This window comes from Microbacterium sp. AG1240, assembly GCF_003635115.1.
Taxonomy (GTDB): domain Bacteria; phylum Actinomycetota; class Actinomycetes; order Actinomycetales; family Microbacteriaceae; genus Microbacterium.
Genome location: NZ_RBXJ01000001.1, coordinates 719,796 through 738,813, shown reverse-complemented (window position 1 = coordinate 738,813; position 19,018 = coordinate 719,796). Strand labels below are relative to the sequence as shown.

The following is a 19,018-nucleotide window of genomic DNA, read 5'->3' as shown; positions in this document are numbered from 1 at the left end:
GCGACCTGAACAGCTGCCCGGGCATGCCCGTAGGTAATCCCGAGTCCCGGTACTACTGGGGCGCGCCGCATCCGTGATCCCCGTAGTGACTACTGAGAAGCGACCGCATCCCACGGCGAGCGGCCGCTCGACGGGCGTCGCAGCCTGCCGCGCGGAGCAGTACGTCGAACGGATGCGGCGTCGTCAGACCTTGCGCAGGAGCACGCGCTCGACCGAGTGATCGGCGGATTTCTGCAGCACCAGGGTCGCCCGATGACGGGTCGGCAGAACGTTCTCCTCCAGGTTGGGGAGGTTGATCTCGTTCCAGTACTTCAGGGCCGTCTGCACGGCCTCCTCATCGCTGAGTTCAGCGAACACGCGGAAGTACGACGTGGGATCGGCGAAGGCTCCCTGACGCAGTGCGAGGAACCGGCTGACGTACCAGGCTTCGATGTCGGCGGCCTGCGCGTCGACGTAGATGGAGAAGTCGAACAGGTCGCTGACGGCCACCTCGTTCGGCGAGGGCGGTGGCTGAAGGACGTTCAGCCCCTCCACGATGACCACATCGGGCCGGTTCACCGTCACGTGCGCGTCGGGCATGATGTCGTACCGCATGTGCGAGTAGAAGGGCGCCCGCACCACGGGATCGCCGCTCTTGACGCGACTGACGAAGTCGACGAGGGCCCGGCGGTCGTACGACTCGGGGAAGCCCTTCCGGTGCATGATGCCGCGGCGCTCGAGCTCGTCGTTGGAGTAGAGGAATCCGTCGGTGGTGACGAGCTCCACCCGCGGTGTGTCCGACCAACGGCTCATGAGCTCACGCAGCAGACGCGCGATCGTCGACTTGCCGACGGCGACCGAGCCGGCGACGCCGATCACGAAGGGAGTGGTGGCATCGGGCTCACCGAGGAAGTCGCTCGTCGCTGCGCCGAGCCGTCGGGTGGCGGTGGCGTAGAGGCTGAGCAGTCGACTGAGGGGCAGGTACACCTCGCGCACCTCACGCAGGTCGAGCCGGTCCCCGATGCCGCGCAGCTGCACGACCTCGGTCTCGGTGAGCGGCTGCGGCATGCCGGCGGCCATGCGGGCCCACTCGGCGCGGGCGATGTCGCGATACGGGCTCAGCGACGGTGCGGGTGCAGCGGTCTCGGCGGCGGACACCCTCCGACCCTACCTCCGGCCGGCCGGCGCCCCGCACAGCGGGCCGACGCGGCGCCGGTAAGGTCGGAGGGTGCGTCTCGGGGTTCTCGACATCGGTTCGAACACCGTCCATCTGCTCGTGGCGACGGCCCGGGCCGGAGGGCGCCCGACCGCACGGACGAGCGACCGCACGGTCCTGCGCCTGATGCGTTACCTCACCCCCGACGGCGCGATCTCCGAAGAGGGCGTGAGCGCACTCGTCGACGCCGTGACCCGTGCACGGCTTCGCGCCGAGACCGAGGGCGTCGACGAGCTGCTGGCCACGGCGACCTCCGCCGTCCGCGACGCTGTCAACGGCGCCGAGGTGATCGCGCGCATCGAGGCGGCACTCGGACAGCCTCTGCAGGTGCTCGGCGGCGAGACCGAGGCGCGCTTCACCTTCCTCGCGGTCCGTCGGTGGTTCGGCTGGTCGGCCGGTCAGATCCTGCTCTTCGACATCGGCGGCGGCTCGCTCGAGATCGCCGGCGGCGCCGACGAGCTGCCCGACCTCGCGGAGTCCGTCGCCCTGGGTGCCGGCCGGATGACGGTGCAGTTCCTCCCCGACGACCCGCCTCGCGACGACGAGATCGAGGCGCTCCGCGACCACGCCGCATCCGTCCTGGCCCCCGTCGCCGACAGGTTCGCCGCGCTCCCCCGGCCCGACCATGTCGTCGGCTCGTCGAAAGCGATCCGTTCGCTCGCGAAGCTCGCCGGGTTCCCCGTGCCGGGCTGGTCGGGGATCGAACGAATGGTGCTGCCGCGCACGGCGCTGAAGGACTGGATCCCCCGTCTCGCGCGCATCCCCGCGGAGGCGCGTCAAGAGCTCCCCGGCATCACGCCCGACCGCACGTTCCAGATCGTCGCCGGCGCGGTCGTTCTGCACCAGGCGATGAAGGCCATGGACGTCGACGAGCTCGAGGTGTCGCCGTGGGCCCTGCGCGAGGGAGTGCTGCTGCGCTACATCGAGTCGCTCGCCCAGGGCTGACCCGGGCCGGCCTCAGCCGGCCAGACCGCGCAGATGCCGGTACGCGCCCTTGAAATACAGAAGCGGCTCGTGCCGGTGCCATTCCGCGGGGCTCGTCTCGACCACCCGACCGATCACGATGAGGTGGTCGCCGGCCTCGTGCTCGGCCCAGATCTCGCAGTCCAGCCACATCGACGAGTCGTCGACGACCGGGTTGCCTGCGGCGGTCGGACGCCACGAGACTCCGGCCCACTTGTCGGTGCCCTTGCGCGCGAACTGCGACGAGATCCCGTGCTGGTGGTCGGAGAGCACGTTGACGGCGAACGCACCCGTCTCGCGGATGCGCGGATAGGTGGTCGACGTCTTCATGACGCTGAAGGAGACCAGAGGCGGGTCCATCGAGACGCTGTAGAACGACTGGCAGGTGAAGCCGATGGGTCCGGCGTCGTCGATACCGCTGATGATCGTGACGCCCGACGCGAAGTGCCCGAGAGTGTCGCGGAGAGTCCGCTGATCGATGGCGGCGGACGGATGCTGCGAGATCGTCATCGTGCCACCTCCTCCTTCCGAGATGCCGACGTCGCCAGGCCGGCGACGTGGGCGAGATTGGATCGGTACTCCTCGGCGGCGGCCCCCACCAGCTCGTCGAGCCGGTCCATCTGGCTCGAGACGAAGTAGAGACCTCGGCCGGGAACGACGGCTCCGAGCTCGGCGAGGAGCGGAGCGAACGTGTACGTCGGCCCCATCGAGTGGGTCTGGTCGGCCCCCGTCAGCACGGGGATCGCCACGACGCCGCGAAGGCCATTGGCCGGATAGCGGTCGAGGAACGACTTCAGCAGCCCCGTGAAGGTGGCCTTGTAGGTCGGGGATGCGAACACCACGAGATCGCTCTCGGCGACCAGGGAGTTCAGTCGCGCGAGCTCGTCGCTCGGCCACGCGAAGATCTCGGCCTGGTGATCGACGAGATCGATCACGGTCAGGTCGAACGACCCGGGCTCGAGCAGGCGCTCCACGAGGGTGGTCGCCACTTTCATCGTTCTGGACTGCGGCTTCGGGTTGCCCACGACCACCGCTACTTTTACCGTCATTCGAGATCTCGCACTTCCGCCGGAGGAACAGGAAAGGAGACGACGAGGAGATCGAAGCCGAGGACCATGCGGACTCGACGACGTCGACGTCTCTCACATTCCACCGAGATCTTTTGGCCCGGTGGCCCACAACGGCTTACGTTGCCCCTCCACTATAAGCACGTCGGGGCGCCGACGGGCGAGACGCGAAACACGACGTCATCCTCGGGTCTCGCGGGCGCACGCGCACGTGCCCGGGAGTCGTGGATTCCACGAGCGTCCCGGGCACGCGGTGCGAACACCGACGACCCCCCGGTGCGATGCGCTTTCGTGTGCGGAGCACGGTGCGCATCCCGTCGGTAGTCTCGACGATATGGCAGAGAGCGCGACAAGACAAGACTCAGGACTCACAGTCCAAAAGGCGCGTCCCCGGCGTCTCTCGAAAGCCGAACTGCGCTCACGGGTTCTTCGCGCCGGAACCGAGATGCTCGGCGAGGGCGGCCTCACCGTCAGCCTCCACCACCTCAACATGGAAGACCTAATCCGGCAGGTCGGGGTGCCTCGCAGCTCGGCCTTCGCGGCGTTCGGCGGCAAGGAGGAGCTGCTCACCAGTCTGATGGTGCAGCTGCTGAGCGAGAGTGATGGATCGGACGGGATCTTCGCAGCCACCCTCGATGTCGTCGAGCGGACCATCGCCGAGCACGGGCATCGGATGCTGCGCCCCGACGGGTCGCGCGACCGCGACGGATCGTACGCGGTGCTCCGGGAGACGGTGCGGCTGACACTGCGCCAGAACGTCGAGGACACCGCGGCGTCTGCGCACTGGCAGACCTGCCAAGCCCTGGCCGCGACGCTTCCGAGCCTCCCCCCGGGGCGTCGAGAGCGTGTCGCGGAGGCCCTGCGCGAATCGGATCGCGCCTTCCGCGAGACGATGACCGAGTTCTACGCCGCTGCGTGCGAGCGCCTCGGTCGCCGGACGCGTCCCGGTGTGCAGTGGCAGCATCTCGCCACCGCGGGAGGCGCGATCGTCGAGGGCGTGGTCACGCACCGCCGCATGGGTGCTCCCCCGGCGTCGGAGATCCTCACCGCGCCGGGCATGGATGGCGAGCCCGTCGAGTGGACGCTCGCCGCTCTCGCCTACCTGGCCATGATCGAGGGGCTCACCGAGCCCGACGACTGACGACGGGATGCACAGAACCGCCGGAGCCCGGAGGTGCTCGGGTGCCGACGGTTCTGGCGCGGGACTCAGAGGGCCAGTCGGTCGCTCACGACGGCCGCAAGCCTGTCGGCGTACTCGCGAGCCGATTTCTCGTCGGCGGCCTCGACCATCACCCGCACGAGCGGCTCGGTGCCCGAGGCGCGAAGGAGCACGCGACCGGTGTCGCCGAGCTCGGCTCTCACTTCCTCGACCGAGCGCTGCAGCTCCTCGTCCGTGGCCACGCGGGTGCGATCGACACCGCGGACGTTGACGAGCACCTGGGGATAGACGGTCATGATCGATGCGAGCTCGGCCATCGTCTTGTTCTGACGCGCCATCTCGGCCACGATGTGCAGGCCTGTCAGCAGACCGTCACCCGTCGTCGCGTGCTCGCTCATGATGACGTGCCCCGACTGCTCGCCTCCGAGCGAGTACGACCCCTCGGTCATCGCCTCGAGGACGTACCGGTCGCCCACCGCGGTCTGCAGGACGCGGATGCCGTGATCCTCCATCGCGCGGTGCAGACCGAGGTTGCTCATGACCGTCGCGACGAGAGTGTCGGATGCGAGGACGCCGCGCTCCTTCATCGAGACGGCGAGGATCGCCATGAGCTGATCGCCGTCGATGTGTCTGCCCTGCGCGTCGACGGCGAGGCAGCGGTCGGCGTCGCCGTCGTGCGCGATGCCCACGTCGGCGCCGAGGCGCACGACGGTCTCGGCGAGGTGGTCGAGGTAGGTCGAGCCCACGCCGTCGTTGATGTTCAAACCGTCGGGGTCGGCACCGATCACCGTCACGGTCGCGCCCGCATCCTTGAAGGTCTCGGGCGAGACCCCCGAGGCTGCCCCGTGCGCGCAGTCGAGCACGACGTGGATGCCGTCGAGCCTGTGCGGAAGCGAGCCGAGCAGGTGCACGACGTAGCGGTCTTCGGCGTCGGCGAAGACGCGGATACGACCCACGCCCGCACCGGTGGGCTGCAGCTTCTCGGCGTCGAGCGCGGCCTCGATGCGCTGCTCGACGAGGTCGGGGAGCTTTACGCCCCCGCGCGCGAAGATCTTGATGCCGTTGTCGGGCGCCGGGTTGTGCGACGCCGAGACCATCACGCCGAAGTCGGCGTCGATGTCGGCGATGAGGTAGGCGGCAGCCGGTGTCGGGAGTACGCCCGCGTCGAGGACGTCGACACCCGACGACGCGAGGCCCGCCGCGACAGCGGCGGAGAGGAACTCCCCCGAGACCCGCGGATCGCGGGCGACCACGGCGGTGAGCCGGCGGCCTTCGGCGCGGCGCGCCTCGGCAGAACGGCCCTGGCCCAGGACGACGGCGGTCGCCTGGGCCAGGTGAAGTGCGAGATCGGCGGTGAGGGGGCCGTTGGCCAGCCCCCGCACCCCGTCCGTGCCGAACAGCGGCATACGGGCAGCCGGACTCAGCGCTTCGAGTACTGAGGCGCCTTACGGGCCTTCTTGAGACCAGCCTTCTTGCGCTCCTTGACGCGAGCGTCGCGCGACAGGAAGCCGGCCTTCTTCAGAGCCGGGCGGTTGTTCTCGAGGTCGATCTCGTTCAGCGAGCGAGCGATACCCAGGCGCACGGCACCGGCCTGGCCCGAGGGGCCGCCACCGGAGACGCGGACGATGACGTCATAGGCGTCGGTGAGGTTGAGCACCGTGAACGGGTCGTTGATCAGCTGCTGGTGGAGCTTGTTCGGGAAGTAGTCCTCGAACGAGCGGCCGTTGACCGTGATCGTTCCCGATCCGGGCACGATGCGCACGCGGGCGATGGCCTGCTTGCGACGACCGACGGCCGCGCCGGGGACGGAGAGCACGGGGCGCGGGGCCTCGGCTGCCGCCTGGTCGAGCGGCGTCTCGGTGGAGTAGTTGGTGGGGTCGATGTCCGACACGATAGTTATCCTCTAAATCTCTCGCGCCTACTGGGCGACCTGGTCGAAGGTGTAGGTCTTGGGCTGCTGCGCACCGTGGGGGTGCTCGGCGCCGCGGTAGACCTTGAGCTTGCGGAGCTGCTGCGCACCCAGGCTGTTCTTGGGGAGCATGCCGCGGATGGCCTTCTCGACCGCGCGCTCGGGGTTCTTCTCGATCAGCTCGCCGTAGGTGACGGACTTGAGGCCGCCCGGGTAGCCGGAGTGGCGGTACGCCTTCTTCTTCTCGAGCTTCTGGCCGGTGAGGGCGACCTTGTCGGCGTTGATGACGATGACGAAGTCGCCGGCGTCCATGTGGTTGGCGAAGGTCGCCTTGTGCTTGCCGCGGAGGAGGACCGCCGCGTGCGAGGCGAGGCGACCGAGCACGACGTCGGTCGCGTCGATGACAAGCCACTCGCGCTGGATTTCGCCAGCCTTGGGGGTAAATGTGCGCGTCACAGTGATACTGCTTTCTGGATCGAACGGAGGAGTTCGTGAATCCCGCTCCGGTGGTCGTTGCCTCGCGCGGAAACGCGGGGAACAGGCCGGTGGAGGGCTCACGTTCGCAGTGACCTCCGACAGGCGGAGGCACCAAAGGGACAGACTACGGCATTCGACCGCAGCATCCAAACCTCGTCGACGCGCGTCCCGTCACGGCATCCCGTCGCGTCGCCGACGGCCCGGGTCGCCCTCGGCGACGGGGGCAGCTCCCCCGCCTTCCGCGCCCGCGCGCGGCTGGCGCGGCGCGAGCGGCGGGAGGTGCGGGATCTCGATGGGCCGCGCAGCGCTGCTGCGCGTCCATCGGCCGGTCAGGGCTTCACCACCACCTTGATACATCCGTCCTCCTTCTTCTGGAAGACCTCGTACATGTGGGGCGCGTCGTCGAGCCCCACCGTGTGCGTCACGAGATCGGCCGTACCGAGCGGGTCGGCCGGGTCTTCGACGAGCGGGAGGAGGGTATCCACCCACCGCTTGACGTTGCACTGACCCATCTTGAGAGTGAGCTGCTTGTCGAACATCGTCTTCATCGGCATCATGTCGGCGTCGCCGGCATAGACCCCGCTGATGGAGACCGTCCCGCCGCGCCGAACGAGGTCGATCGCGGAGTGCAGCGCGGCCAACCGGTCGAGGCCGGCGTTGTCCATGAGCGGCTGCGCGATGGCGTCGGGAAGCAGCGCCGTCGCCTTCTGGAACGCCGAGACCATGGCGTTGCCGTGCGCTTCCATTCCGACGGCGTCCACGACGCCGTCGGCGCCGCGGCCTTCGGTGGCCTCGCTCACCAGAGCCGCGATGTCGTCGGGCTCGGCGACCTGGGCGCCGTACTTCTCCGCCAGCGCGCGGCGCTCGGCGACGGGGTCGGACGCGATGACGCGATAACCGAGGTGGGCTCCGATGCGCGCGACGAACTGGCCGACCGGTCCGAGGCCGACGACCGCGAGCGTGCCGCCGTCGGGAACCTGCGCGTACTGCACGCCCTGCCATGCCGTCGGCAGGATGTCGCTCAGGAACAGGTACCGCTCGTCGGGGAGGTCGCCGCCGACGACGACCGAGTTGTAGTCGGCGAGGGGAACGCGCAACAGCTCCGCCTGCCCGCCGGGCACCTGGCCGTACAGCTTGGTGAACCCGAACAGCGAGGCACCGCTGCCGTACTCGGTGACCTGGGTGGTCTCGCACTGCGATTGCAGCCCGTGGCGGCACATGAAGCATTCGCCGCACGAGATGTTGAACGGCACGACGACGCGGTCGCCGACCTTCAGCTTCGTCACGGAGCTTCCCACTTCGACGACGACGCCCATCGGCTCATGGCCGAGGATGTCACCGCGATCGAGGAACGGGCCGAAGAGCTCGTACAGATGGAGATCCGAACCGCAGATCGCCGACGACGTGATCCTCACGATCGCATCGGTGGGCTGTTCGATCCGGGGATCGGGGACGTCGACGACGGCGAGGTCGCGTCGCCCCTGCCACGTGAGAGCCTTCATGTCAGGGACATCCAATCGTTCGAGGGGTGTGCCCTCACCCTTGGACGCGGACGCCTGCCCACCCAGGGGGTTGACAGGCGGCCGGCACGAGTCGCGCACCCCTCCGAGCGAAAGGACCACCATGAGCGACAGCTCCCCCGAACCCCGCGATCACGCGCCGGGCACCACGCCGGCCCGGGACGAGCCCGCCACTCCCCCGACGACGCCCATCCCCCTCGACGAGCAGGAGATCCGCGAGCGCGCCGCCCACGACGACGACGACGACACCGACAGCGTGCTCTGAGGTCTGCCCGGCCGCTCGGCGGTCAGGCGTCGATGCCCACCGAGTACGAGCACAGCGCGATCTCCTCGTCGCTCAGCACGAGCTCGGCCGCCGCCGCGGAGTCGACGATCGACGCGGCACGCCGAGCCCCCGGGATCGGGATGACCGTGTCGCCGAGCGAGAGCTCCCAGGCGAGCACCACCCGCTGCGGACTGACACCGTGCGCCCGAGCGACGTCGGCGAAGACGGAGAACCGGTCGCCCACGTCGCGGGCGCCGCCGCCCGTTCCGCCCAGCGGGCTCCACGGCAGGAAGGCGATGCCGTTCTCGGAGCAGTGGCGCAGCTCGTCGATGCTCCCGGGATGCCGCGGCGAGAACTCGTTCTGCACGCTCGCGAGTCCCCCCTCGCCGAGCACCTCCTGTGCGATCTCGATCTCCTCGACACTGGCGTTCGAGATGCCGATCGCTCCGATGAGCCCCTCGTCGCGCAGCGTGGCGAGGTTCTCGATGATGCGGGCGTAGACGAGCGACCGGTCGGGCCGGTGGTACTGGTACAGCTCGATCTTCTCCGCGCCGAGGTTCTGCAGCGATGCCTCGACGGCGGAGCGAAGGTAGTCGAGCGAGCCGTCGCGCCCCCACCGCTCGCCCTCCGAGCGGGTGATTCCGCCCTTCGTGGTGAGGAGGACCCCGGAGGCGTCGCCCGCCCACGTACGGACGGCCCCGGCCACGATGCGCTCGTTGTGCCCCATCTCGTTCCACGCCGGCGCATAGATGTCCGCGGTGTCGATCAGCGTGACGCCGGCATCCAGGGCGGCATGCACGGTGGCCACGGCCTCATCGGGGGTGGGGTACACGCTGTCGTTGTTCATCGAGAGGGGCATCGCGCCGAGGCCGATGGCCGAGACCTCGCGTCGCGCCAGCATCCGTGTCTTCATCGCACTCTCCTTCGTCGCCCGATCGGCCCGTCGACAGTAGTCGACCGCAGGGGGGCTCGGCTAGGCGGTCGAAAGCCTCGGGGAGAGGGCGGATCGTTGGCCTCCCCTCGCGAAAGGAAACACCGTGTACTTCCACCTCCAGCGCCTGATCAATCCCATCGAGCAGGACGAGCCCGACCCCGCCGCAGCAAACGCCCTCCAGGAGGGCCTGGGCGGTCAGTTCGGCGAGATGCGCACGATGATGCAGTACCTCTTCCAGAGCATCAACTTCCGCGGACCGTCGGGTAAGCCCTACAAGGACCTCATCCAGGGCATCGGCACGGAGGAGATCTCGCACGTCGAGCTCATCGGCACCACGATCTCCCGACTGCTCGACGGCTCCCCCGAGTACAACGGCAAGAGGTCCGACCCCGTGGACAAGCCCGGCGCGGGCGGGGCCATACCCCTGAACATCGCCCTGGACCACAGCAACATCCACCACTATCTCGTGGGTGCTCAGGGCGCCCTCCCCGTCGACGCCGCCGGAAACCCGTGGAGCGGAAGCTACGTCTACAACTCCGGCAACCTCGTGCTCGATCTGCTCTACAACCTCATGCTCGAGTCGACCGGGCGTCTGCAGAAGTGCCGGATGTACGAGATGACCGACAACAAGACCGCGCGCTCGACGATCTCGTATCTGATCGTGCGCGACCAGGCTCACGAGAACGCGTACGCGAAGGCCCTGGAGACACTGGGGGTCAACTGGCGCACATCGCTGCCGATCCCGAAGACGAACGCCGAGCAGTTCCCCGAGGTCAAACGGCTCGTCGACCTCGGATTGCAGAGCAAGCAGTTCTCGTTCGATCTGGGCGACCAGTCCGAGGCCGGCAAGATCTTCCAGGGCATGTCGCCGTCGAACGACGGCACCGACCTGGATGCGTCGCAGCAGGCCCCTGAGGGAGCCCCTCTGGAGATCGCCCCGGAGCGCCCGGAGGAGTTCTCCCCCGGCGCCGACAAAGAGCTGCGCGACCTCATCGAGGCGACCGCCGCCATGGAGATGGCCGACATCGACATGACGTTCGGGGCGATGAAGGGCTGACCCCCGAGACACGAAGACCCGGCCGCCCTCGCGAGGGTGACCGGGTCTTCGCGCTTCGCGACCTGGGGGGATCAGAGGAAGGGTGCGAGAACTCCTGCGGTGAGCGCGAGACCGGCGGCGATCGATCCGACGCCCGTTGCGACGCCCAGCATGATGCGGCGCACCATCCGGTCTCGACGCACATTGGCGGGATGATCGGTCGTCAGCAGCGAGGCCTTCGCATCGGCAAGCGACCGGAACCGGCCCACCGCCGTGGAGTGGCCGTCGAAAGCCACGAACGTGCCGTCGGCGTTCGTATCGACGTACCCGACGAATTCGCCATCGCGCTCGCCGACGTGGAAGCCCGGCTCGACCTCCGACCACCGCAGCGCGGCGAAGCTGCGCAGGGAGGGAGCGACGATCGTCATCAGGCCGCCCGCAGAACTGCGCGGGGCCGGTCGGGGGCGATCTGAGCGGTCGGGATCTCGATGCTCGTGTCGATGGTCAGCCCGCCCGACGAGTTCGCGGCGTTCGCGAGCTCTTTGAGGAAGGAGGGGTCCAGCGCCTCGGGCTCGGCCGAGGAGAATACGAAACGCAGGGGGATGGAGGGCTGGATCCAGATGGTGGATCGTGCGCCGAGGGCGTCGTCAGGGTGCTGCCACGACAGGGTGAAGCTCTCACTGCGACGCAGCTTCGTCGCCAGGACGACCTTGACGTGGGCCAGGAGTCTGTCGGGCATCTCGATCGGATCGGCGCTGTTGCCGTAATAAAGCTTCGCCATGACTGACCCCGTTTCCTTGGTAACTAGCGGTACTTGTTGCTCGTTGGCTACGTTACTAGTTAGGCTAGCAATTAGGCAAACGCCGATTTCGAGGATGGTTTCCATGACGCTGAACGACACGAGTGCCTTCTGGTACTCCAGCGAGGAGCAGGCGGCGCGCGGCCGACGCCTCCTCCAGGCGCTTCGGCTCTACCAGGCAGCCGAGGTGGCGATGCGCCGGCGTACGCGCGCGGCGATGTCGATGGGCGAGAACGAACTCGCGGCGCTGCGGTTCATCATCCGGCGAGGAACTCAGGGCGGCACCACGACGCCGACCGATGTGGCGAAATACTTAGGCGTGTCCACCGCTTCCACGACAGCTCTGCTCGACCGACTGGAGTCTTCGGGCTACATCGTTCGCCGTCCGCACCCCACCGACCGCCGGAGTGTGACGATCGCGGCGACGGAGAGTGCCGACGACTCCGTCCGGACGACTCTCGGCGACATGCACGAGCGGATGATGCGCGCGACCCGCGAGGTCGGCGAACCCGAGGCCGAAGCGATCGTCGCCTTCCTGGAGCGGATGACCGACGCCGTCGATCAGGTCTCGGCCGAGCCCCTCTGACCCGAGCCTCCCCCGCTCACCACCGGCGACGAATCCCCGCCTCCCTCTCGCCACCGGGGTGGTGCATGATCGAAGCAGCATGACGGACGGGGGCCCGCGATGACGACGTCGCCAGACGGACTGGTAGGACTCGACGAGCTGTGGAGCAGCGATCCGGCCGGCCCCGAGCACGACGTCGATCCCCAGCGCCGACGCCGGCGCCGGCGTTGGGGTCTGATCACCGCGCTCATCGTCGCCCTGATCGTGTTCGGCACGCCGACGGCCTACGTCGGCTGGGCGCTGAACGCCCCGGTGGCCTCGCCGACGGTGACGTCGCAGACGCCGACCGCGCCCGCCGGGCCGGCGGCCGCGGTCCTGCTGTTCCGCGACGGCGCGTCCGCCATCAGCGTGACGGGGGGCGAGGAGTACCTCGGTCCCGACACCGGCGGGGTGTGGTTGACCAGCGGCACGGACGAGGTCCGACCGATGGCGAGCATCAGCAAGCTCGTCACCGCGCTCGTCGTTCTCGACGCGTGGCCCCTCGACGGCACCGACGTCGGGCCGACGCTCACCTTCGACGCAGCGGACAACGACCTCTACGACGAGTACTACGTTCGCGGTGCGACGATCGCCGCGATGCCGACCGGCAGTGAGATGTCGTTGCGCGACGCCCTCGCGACGATGCTCATCCCCTCCGCGAGCAACTACGCGGAGGTCGTGTCGACCTGGGCGTTCGGGTCGCAGGGCGCCTTCGTCGGCGCCGCGCGTCGGTGGCTCGCCGCGAACGGCCTCGACAGCACGACCCTCGTCGAACCCACCGGCCTCGACCCACGCAACACGAGCACGCCCACCGACCTGCTCGCCCTCGGCAAGATCGCCGCGGCCAACCCCGTCGTCGCCCGGATCGCGGCGACCCCGTCGATGACTCTGGGCGGGGCGGGCACCGTCCGCAACACGAACGGGCTGCTCGGAACCGCCGGGATCACCGGCCTCAAGACGGGGAACCTCGGTGCGGGCAGCTACAACCTCCTGTACACCGCGAGCCTCGACGTCGGGGCCGCCGCGCCGCTCAGCGTCACGGGTGTCGCCCTCGGCGGCTACTCCAGCGCGGCGATCAACGAGAGCGTGGTCGCAACGCTCGAGAGCCTCCGCCGCGGGTTCCACAGCGTACCGGTCGCCACGGCCGGCCAGCAGGTCGGCTCGCTCGCCACGGCGTGGGGATCGTCGGCGCGCATGGTCATCGCCGAGGACGCCTCGATCTTCACGTGGTCGGACACCCCGATCACGGTGTCGATGGACACCACGGCACCCGTCACCTACGAGGACGGCGAGGTCGTGGGCACCGTCACGTGGACCGCCGGACCCCAGACCGCCACCGCACCCGTGAAGATCCAGGGCGAGATCGACCCCCCGAGCGAGTGGTGGCGGCTGACGCACCCCGACCAGCTCGGCTGAGCGCACCGAGCGAGAACCCGGGCACCGTCGCGCGGGGTGGGCTGGTAGCATCCTCCGACCCGCACGCCACCGCCCTCGTGGGCGACGGCCTGACCGCGCGAGCACCGACGACCGTGGACCTCCGACCGGCTCTCGCAGACGATGAGACGAGCACGACGATGACGTTAGAGCGCACCCCCGGGCCGCGCCATCCCGTCGGCGCCGTCGATCACGCACTCCGGTTGCTCCTTCTGCTGCGAGAGGCCCCCGACCTGCGCGTCACCGACGCCGCGCGCCGGCTCGGGGTGGCGGCGTCGACGGCGCACCGCATTCTGAGCACCCTCGAGCACCGTGGGTTCGTGACGCAGGACCGCATCACGCGCGCGTATCGCGTCGGACCGGAGCTGATCGAGCTGGGCTTCTCGAGCACCCGGGCCATCGATCTTCGAGAAGTGAGCGAACCGCACCTCGCCCGCCTCACCGCGCAACTCGGCGAGACCGTGAACCTGCTGGTGCTGCAGGGGGCGTCGGTGAGGTTCGTCGCGGGCTTCGAAGCCGACCAGCGGGTGCGCACGCACGTGCTGACGGGAACGCTCCTGCCGGCCTACGCGACGTCGGGCGGGAAGCTGCTGCTCGCGGAGCTTCCGAAGGAGACCCTGCGGGAGCTCTACCCGCGGGGTCTGCGGCGCTTCACCCCGCACACCCGCACCTTCACGCAGCTGCTGGACGAGTTGGCCGTGATCCTGATGCGCGGATACGCGGTGAATCAGGAGGAGAGCGTGGCGGGACTCAGCGCCGTCGCCGTCCCCCTGCGCGATCGCGGGGGCGCCACGATCGCCGCGGTGGCGATGTCGGCCCCGAGCCCGCGTCTGCCCGCCCGCCGCGTGCGCGAGATGGTCATCGCGCTGCGCGGATGCGCCGCCGGTATCCGGTCGGACCTCACGCGGTGACGCCCGCGTACCCGGCGATTCCGCATCACGGAATCCGGCGGCCTTGCGCCTTTACCTGCCCGGGGGAGGTTGCTTAGCTCGCTGACTATCCCGGTGCACCGACGCACGGGGAAGAAAAGGACCGATTCGATGAAGATCGATGCCTTCTGCCACGTGCTACCGGCCGCCTATGCCGACCGGTTGTTCGCCATCTCCGACAGCGCGGTGGCTCGGAACATCCAGAAACGGGTCAGTGGAGTGCCGGCCCTGTTCGACATGGACGAGCGCTTCCGCGTCATGGACATGTTCGGCAGCGACTACCGACAGATCATCAACACCGCGGCCCCGCCGCTCGACGATCTCGGTCCGCGGGAGCGGACGGCGGAGCTGGCCCGGATCGCCAATGACGGGATGGCCGAGCTGGTCGCCGACAACCCCGATCGTTTTGAGGGGTTCTGCGCGGCGGTCGCACTCGACGACGTCGACAACGCGATCGCCGAGGCCGAGCGTGCCTTCGACGAACTCGGGGCCGTCGGCGTGCAGATCTACACCCACGTGCACGGCGGTCCGATGGACCAGGAACGCTTCTTCCCCTTCTACGAGGCGATCGCCCGGCGCGGCGACAAGATGATCCAGGTGCACCCCTGCCGCGACGCGAGCTGGTCGGACTACAAGACCGAGGAGCGCTCGAAGTTCGAGATCTGGTGGACGCTCGGGTGGGAGTACGACCTGTCGGCCTTCATGTCGCGACTGGTCTTCTCCGGCGTCTTCGACCGGCTGCCCGACATCAAGATCCTCATCCACCACGGCGGGGCGATGATCCCCCACTTCGCCGGACGGGTCGGACCGGGGTGGGACCAGCTCGGAGCCCGGACGCCCGCCGACCAGGCGGCCGACATCGAGGGCTACCCCCTGACGCTCCGGCCCATCGAGTACTTCAAGAAGTTCTACGTCGACACCGCCTACTTCGGTGCCGGCGACTCGATGCGCACCGCGATCAAGTTCTTCGGAGTCGACCACACGCTCTTCGGTTCCGACACCCCGTTCGACCCGGAGAAGGGCCCCGGGTACATCCGCGACACCATCGCGAACCTGCGGGACATGGACATCCTCGACGACGCGGATCGCGAACGCATCTATCACGGCAACGTCACCGCCCTTCTTCGACTGGGCGACGCTTCTCTCTCCCGCACCTACGGATCGAAGGTTCCCTCATGAGCAGACCCACCGCACGAAAGCTCGCCGCCGCCGCCATCGGGCTCATCGCCGCCGCATCCCTCGTCGCCTGCTCCTCAGGGGCGCAGCCGGGGGCCGGCGAGGAGTCGGGCGCCCCGGAGAAAGCGACCCTGACCGTCGCGATCAACCCGTCGACGCAGTTCGCGCCGCTGTACTACGGCATCCAGGAGGGCATCTTCGCCGAGCACGGGCTCGAGCTGGAGATCACGCCCCAGACCGACATCGCCGCGATCGTCTCGGGCCTCGCGAGCGGCACCTACGACGTCGGCTTCGCCACCGTCGTGCACGTGGTGACGGCCAACGCGAACGGCATCCCCATCCGGGCGATCACCTCCATCGAGGGCCAGATCCAGCCCGATGACGACGGCACGCTGACGATCGCGGCGCCGGGTTCCGGGATCACCGACTTCGCCGACCTCGAGGGCAAGAGGGTCGCCACGATCGGGCTCTCCTCGCACAACACCCTGACGATGTGGGAGCTCGCCGACCGGGCGGGCGCCGACACGTCGAGCATCGAGCTCGTGCAGCTGCCGTTCGGGCAGATGGCGGCGGCGCTCGAGAACGGAGACGTCGACGCCGCCATCATGCAGTGGCCCTTCGCCGCCGAGGCCCTCGCCGCCGGCGGCGTCGAGCTCGGATACAACAACCGCGAGCTCTTCGTCGACACGGCCACGACGCTGTTCAACACGTCGCAAGGCTTCATCGACCAGAACCCGCGCACCGTCCGCGCCTTCGCCGATGCGATGACCGAGTCCATGCTCGGCGCGACGGAAGATCCGGATGCGGCGAAAGCCGCGCTCGTCGACGGCCTCGGCATCACGGCCGAGCAGGCCGAGGGCGCCCGCTGGAACATCGGCGGTGACCCGGCTCTCAACCTGACCGCGTTCGAGACCGCACGCGACCTCCTGGTGAAGTTCAGCACCGACCAGTCGGCCCAGGCGGCGCTGGAGGCCCTGGACGTCAGCACGGTGGTCTGGCCCGGCGCTCTCGAGTGATCCGCGGTCTCAGTAGGCGATCACGCACCGAGGAGAGGAGAGGCAGATGCGCAGGAACCTGCACGCATGGCTGAACTGGGCCCTGCCCGTCGTCACCGTCGGCATCGTGCTGCTGTTCTGGCAGGCCGTCGCCGTCGGGGGCGTGGTCAGTCCCGCGCAGTTCCCGACGATGTCGAGCACGATGGCCGCCCTCAGGGCGGAGTTCGCGTCGGGGCGGGTGTGGCCGGCGATCGGCGCGACGCTCATCGGCTGGGTGATCGGCATGGTGATCACGATCGGTCTGGGGCTGATCATCGGCACGGCGCTCGCCTTCAACGCATTCGCGCAGCGCAGCGCGGCGCCCGTGATCGAGATCTTCAAGGCGATCCCCGCCATCGCGATCCTCCCGCTGGTGATCCTGGTGGCGGGGTCGACCCTCCCGATGAAGGTCTTCCTCGTGTGCTTCGCGGCGTTCTGGCCCTTCCTCATCCAGGTCATCTACGGGGTGCGGTCGATGGATCCGATCGTGCTCGACACCGCGAAGGCGCTCGGGATCCGCGGACCCCGACGGTTCCTCGCCATCAGCATCCCCAGTGCCGCCCCGTACCTCGTGACCGGTATGCGCATCGCCTCGGCGCAGGCGCTCATCCTCTGCGTCGTGGCGGAGATCGTCGGCGGGGCGGCGGGCATCGGCAGGAACATCCTGCTCGCCCAGAACTCGGGCGTGGTCGCCTACCCCACCATGTACGCCTACATCATCGTGGCCGGGGTGCTGGGCATCGCTCTGACGGGCGCGTTCTTCCTCCTCGAGAAACGCGTCATGCACTGGCACGAGTCCCAGCGGAACATCCGCGCGTCGAACAAGGTGGGTGCGGCATGACCAGGATGACCACGAGCGTCGTACCGACGGTGCGCCCGCGGCGCACGAACAACGGATGGCGACGGGTGGGCCAGGTCCTGACCCCCGTGTGGCTCCCGCTGCTGCTGATCGCCGCGTGGTGGATCGCGACCGCGAACTCCACATCGCCGTTCTTCCCCCCGCTCAGCGCCATCCTCACAGACACGTGGAACCAATGGGTGGTCTTCGGAGCGTGGACGAACGCCGTCGTGAGCCTTCGGAACCTCCTGATCGGCTACCTGTTCGGCACCCTGCTGGGTGTCATCGGCGGGTCTCTGATGTGGCGCCTGAAGTACCTCCGGGTGGCGGCGAACCCGCTGATCTACTTCCTCTACGTGCTGCCGGCGCCGGCGCTGCTGCCCGCGATGATCGCCATCTTCGGCATCGGTGACGCGCGCCAGGTCGCCCTCATCGCACTCGGGTCGATCTGGCCCACCCTGCTCAACACCCTCGACGGCATGCGCGGCGTCGACACCGTCAAGCTCGACACCGCGAAGGCGCTTCGCCTCGGCGGCTGGCGCACGTACTTCCGGCTCGTGCTCCCGGGGGCCGGACCGCAGATCGCCGCGGGGCTGCGCGCCAGCCTGACCGTGGGCATCGTGCTGATGGTCGTCAGCGAGATGGTCGCCGCCAACTCCGGCATCGGCTTCTTCATCCTGCAGGCGCAGGCCGAGTTCGCCATCAAGAAGATGTGGACCGGCATCCTCGTGCTCGCGTTGATCGGAACGAGCCTCAACTTCCTGTTCGTCTTCATCGAGCGGCGTGCGCTGCGCTGGTACTACCGGTCGCGCGCGCTCGGTTCTTCCTAAGGAGCACCATGACCATCGCACCAGCGCTTCCCACGGCCACCGAGACGGTGCTCGCCGTCGACAACCTCCGCAAGATCTACGACGAGGGCACCGACCACGCCAACATGGCGATCGACTCGGTGTCGTTCGAGGTCGACAAGGGCGAGTTCGTCTGCATCGTCGGTCCCAGCGGCGCCGGCAAGACGACGCTCCTGCGTTGCATCTCCGGCCTCGCCTCCCCCAGTTCAGGCGCCGTGAGCTTCGAGGGTCGCACTCTGACCGAGGTGCCCGAGCAGCTCGGACTGGTCTTCCAGGACTACAGCAGGTCTCTCTACCCCTGGTTCACCAACGGGGAGAACATCGCGCTGCCGCTCGCGGCCCGCGGTGTCGCACGCTCCGAGCGCGCGGCGCGCGTGACCGCGACGCTCGAGAGCGTCGGACTCGGCCATGTCGAGAAGAAGTATCCCTGGGAGCTCTCGGGCGGCATGCAGCAGCGCGTCGCCATCGCGCGTGCGCTGTCGTACCGGCCCGAGCTGCTGCTGATGGACGAGCCCTTCGCCTCCGTCGACGCGCAGACGAGGTTCGACCTGGAGGACCTCATCCTCAAGGTGCGTCGTGAACTCGGCATCACCGTCGTGCTCGTGACGCACGACATCGACGAGGCGATCTACCTCAGCGATCGCATCGTCGTGCTCTCGAAGAACCCGAGCGTGGTGCGAGAGGTCGTCGACGTGAAGCTGGGGGCCGAGCGCTCCCAGGTCGACACGCGGGCCAGTCGGCAGTTCCTCGATCTGCGCAGCCATCTGCTGTCGCTCGTCATGCCGGCGAGCTCGTGATGCGGGGTTCCACGATGAGCGAGGAAGAGACGAC

General features: G+C 68.7%; 22 protein-coding genes. 12 read left to right on the top strand and 10 right to left on the bottom strand.

Going from position 1 to position 19,018, the window contains the following annotated elements:
- Positions 1–183 precede the first annotated feature (183 nt).
- Positions 184–1,137 carry a type I pantothenate kinase gene (gene coaA, locus DEU34_RS03445; protein ID WP_121148828.1) on the bottom strand — a complete coding sequence of 318 codons (954 nt, stop codon included), beginning with the start codon at positions 1,135–1,137 and terminating at the stop codon, positions 184–186.
- A 70-nt stretch (positions 1,138–1,207) separates the two neighbouring features.
- Between coaA and DEU34_RS03440 the strand changes: the two genes are divergently transcribed.
- Positions 1,208–2,140 (top strand): Ppx/GppA phosphatase family protein, encoded by a 933-nt coding sequence (locus tag DEU34_RS03440; protein ID WP_121148827.1) that lies wholly within the window; start codon positions 1,208–1,210, stop codon positions 2,138–2,140.
- A 12-nt stretch (positions 2,141–2,152) separates the two neighbouring features.
- Here the strand turns inward: DEU34_RS03440 and DEU34_RS03435 are convergent, their stop codons facing one another.
- Positions 2,153–2,668, bottom strand: coding sequence for a flavin reductase family protein (locus DEU34_RS03435; protein WP_121148826.1), 516 nt, complete (start codon positions 2,666–2,668; stop codon positions 2,153–2,155).
- Positions 2,665–3,207 carry an NADPH-dependent FMN reductase gene (locus DEU34_RS03430; protein WP_121148825.1) on the bottom strand — a complete coding sequence of 181 codons (543 nt, stop codon included), beginning with the start codon at positions 3,205–3,207 and terminating at the stop codon, positions 2,665–2,667. The genes DEU34_RS03435 and DEU34_RS03430 overlap by 4 nt, the downstream gene beginning before the upstream one ends.
- 463 nt (positions 3,208–3,670) lie before the next feature.
- Between DEU34_RS03430 and DEU34_RS03425 the strand changes: the two genes are divergently transcribed.
- Complete coding sequence (locus DEU34_RS03425) at positions 3,671–4,366, top strand: hypothetical protein (protein ID WP_121148824.1); 696 nt, start codon at positions 3,671–3,673, stop codon at positions 4,364–4,366.
- Between the two features lie 65 nt (positions 4,367–4,431).
- Here DEU34_RS03425 and glmM read toward each other — a convergent pair whose 3' ends face one another.
- From glmM to DEU34_RS03405, 4 genes are all read right to left on the bottom strand, one after another.
- Complete coding sequence (glmM, locus tag DEU34_RS03420) at positions 4,432–5,790, bottom strand: phosphoglucosamine mutase (RefSeq protein ID WP_121148823.1); 1,359 nt, start codon at positions 5,788–5,790, stop codon at positions 4,432–4,434.
- A gap of 14 nt (positions 5,791–5,804) precedes the next feature.
- Positions 5,805–6,284: a 30S ribosomal protein S9 gene (rpsI, locus tag DEU34_RS03415; RefSeq protein ID WP_116648634.1), complete on the bottom strand. Its 480-nt coding sequence runs from the start codon at positions 6,282–6,284 to the stop codon at positions 5,805–5,807.
- Between the two features lie 18 nt (positions 6,285–6,302).
- Complete coding sequence (gene rplM / locus DEU34_RS03410) at positions 6,303–6,749, bottom strand: 50S ribosomal protein L13 (protein ID WP_121148822.1); 447 nt, start codon at positions 6,747–6,749, stop codon at positions 6,303–6,305.
- 350 nt (positions 6,750–7,099) lie between these two features.
- Positions 7,100–8,272, bottom strand: a complete 1,173-nt coding sequence (locus DEU34_RS03405) for an alcohol dehydrogenase catalytic domain-containing protein (RefSeq protein ID WP_121148821.1) — start codon at positions 8,270–8,272, stop codon at positions 7,100–7,102.
- A gap of 121 nt (positions 8,273–8,393) precedes the next feature.
- Between DEU34_RS03405 and DEU34_RS16180 the strand changes: the two genes are divergently transcribed.
- Positions 8,394–8,555 (top strand): hypothetical protein, encoded by a 162-nt coding sequence (locus tag DEU34_RS16180; RefSeq protein ID WP_183042347.1) that lies wholly within the window; start codon positions 8,394–8,396, stop codon positions 8,553–8,555.
- Positions 8,556–8,577: 22 nt separating this feature from the next.
- Here the strand turns inward: DEU34_RS16180 and DEU34_RS03400 are convergent, their stop codons facing one another.
- A complete protein-coding gene (locus DEU34_RS03400) occupies positions 8,578–9,468 on the bottom strand; it encodes an aldo/keto reductase (RefSeq protein ID WP_121148820.1) in 891 nt (296 codons plus the stop codon).
- Positions 9,469–9,592: 124 nt separating this feature from the next.
- On the opposite strand from DEU34_RS03400, the gene DEU34_RS03395 reads away from it, so the two are divergent.
- On the top strand, positions 9,593–10,546 hold the full coding sequence (locus DEU34_RS03395; RefSeq protein WP_121148819.1) for a manganese catalase family protein: 954 nt from the start codon (positions 9,593–9,595) through the stop codon (positions 10,544–10,546).
- A 71-nt stretch (positions 10,547–10,617) separates the two neighbouring features.
- Here the strand turns inward: DEU34_RS03395 and DEU34_RS03390 are convergent, their stop codons facing one another.
- Together DEU34_RS03390 and DEU34_RS03385 are read right to left on the bottom strand one after the other, a co-directional pair.
- Complete coding sequence (locus DEU34_RS03390) at positions 10,618–10,953, bottom strand: hypothetical protein (protein ID WP_121148818.1); 336 nt, start codon at positions 10,951–10,953, stop codon at positions 10,618–10,620.
- Complete coding sequence (locus DEU34_RS03385) at positions 10,953–11,306, bottom strand: hypothetical protein (RefSeq protein ID WP_121148817.1); 354 nt, start codon at positions 11,304–11,306, stop codon at positions 10,953–10,955. Before DEU34_RS03385 ends, DEU34_RS03390 begins: the two co-directional genes overlap by 1 nt.
- Before the next feature lie 103 nt (positions 11,307–11,409).
- Here DEU34_RS03385 and DEU34_RS03380 point away from each other — a divergent pair, with 103 nt between their 5' ends.
- The 8 genes from DEU34_RS03380 to DEU34_RS03345 all read left to right on the top strand — a co-directional run bounded on the left by DEU34_RS03380 (position 11,410) and on the right by DEU34_RS03345 (position 18,984).
- Positions 11,410–11,910 carry a MarR family winged helix-turn-helix transcriptional regulator gene (locus DEU34_RS03380; RefSeq protein WP_121148816.1) on the top strand — a complete coding sequence of 167 codons (501 nt, stop codon included), beginning with the start codon at positions 11,410–11,412 and terminating at the stop codon, positions 11,908–11,910.
- Between the two features lie 99 nt (positions 11,911–12,009).
- Positions 12,010–13,344 (top strand): D-alanyl-D-alanine carboxypeptidase family protein, encoded by a 1,335-nt coding sequence (locus DEU34_RS03375; RefSeq protein ID WP_121148815.1) that lies wholly within the window; start codon positions 12,010–12,012, stop codon positions 13,342–13,344.
- 158 nt (positions 13,345–13,502) lie between these two features.
- Entirely contained in the window at positions 13,503–14,273 is a 771-nt protein-coding gene (locus DEU34_RS03370) for an IclR family transcriptional regulator (protein ID WP_147424000.1), read from the top strand.
- Between the two features lie 129 nt (positions 14,274–14,402).
- The gene (locus tag DEU34_RS03365) at positions 14,403–15,470 is read left to right on the top strand and encodes an amidohydrolase family protein (protein ID WP_121148813.1); all 1,068 of its coding nucleotides are present in this window, start codon (positions 14,403–14,405) and stop codon (positions 15,468–15,470) included.
- Positions 15,467–16,483 (top strand): ABC transporter substrate-binding protein, encoded by a 1,017-nt coding sequence (locus tag DEU34_RS03360; protein WP_121148812.1) that lies wholly within the window; start codon positions 15,467–15,469, stop codon positions 16,481–16,483. Before DEU34_RS03365 ends, DEU34_RS03360 begins: the two co-directional genes overlap by 4 nt.
- Positions 16,484–16,529: 46 nt before the next feature.
- Complete coding sequence (locus DEU34_RS03355; RefSeq protein WP_121148811.1) at positions 16,530–17,342, top strand: ABC transporter permease; 813 nt, start codon at positions 16,530–16,532, stop codon at positions 17,340–17,342.
- Positions 17,339–18,169: an ABC transporter permease gene (locus DEU34_RS03350; protein ID WP_121148810.1), complete on the top strand. Its 831-nt coding sequence runs from the start codon at positions 17,339–17,341 to the stop codon at positions 18,167–18,169. The genes DEU34_RS03355 and DEU34_RS03350 overlap by 4 nt, the downstream gene beginning before the upstream one ends.
- Before the next feature lie 8 nt (positions 18,170–18,177).
- On the top strand, positions 18,178–18,984 hold the full coding sequence (locus tag DEU34_RS03345; RefSeq protein ID WP_121148809.1) for an ABC transporter ATP-binding protein: 807 nt from the start codon (positions 18,178–18,180) through the stop codon (positions 18,982–18,984).
- Positions 18,985–19,018 lie beyond the last annotated feature (34 nt).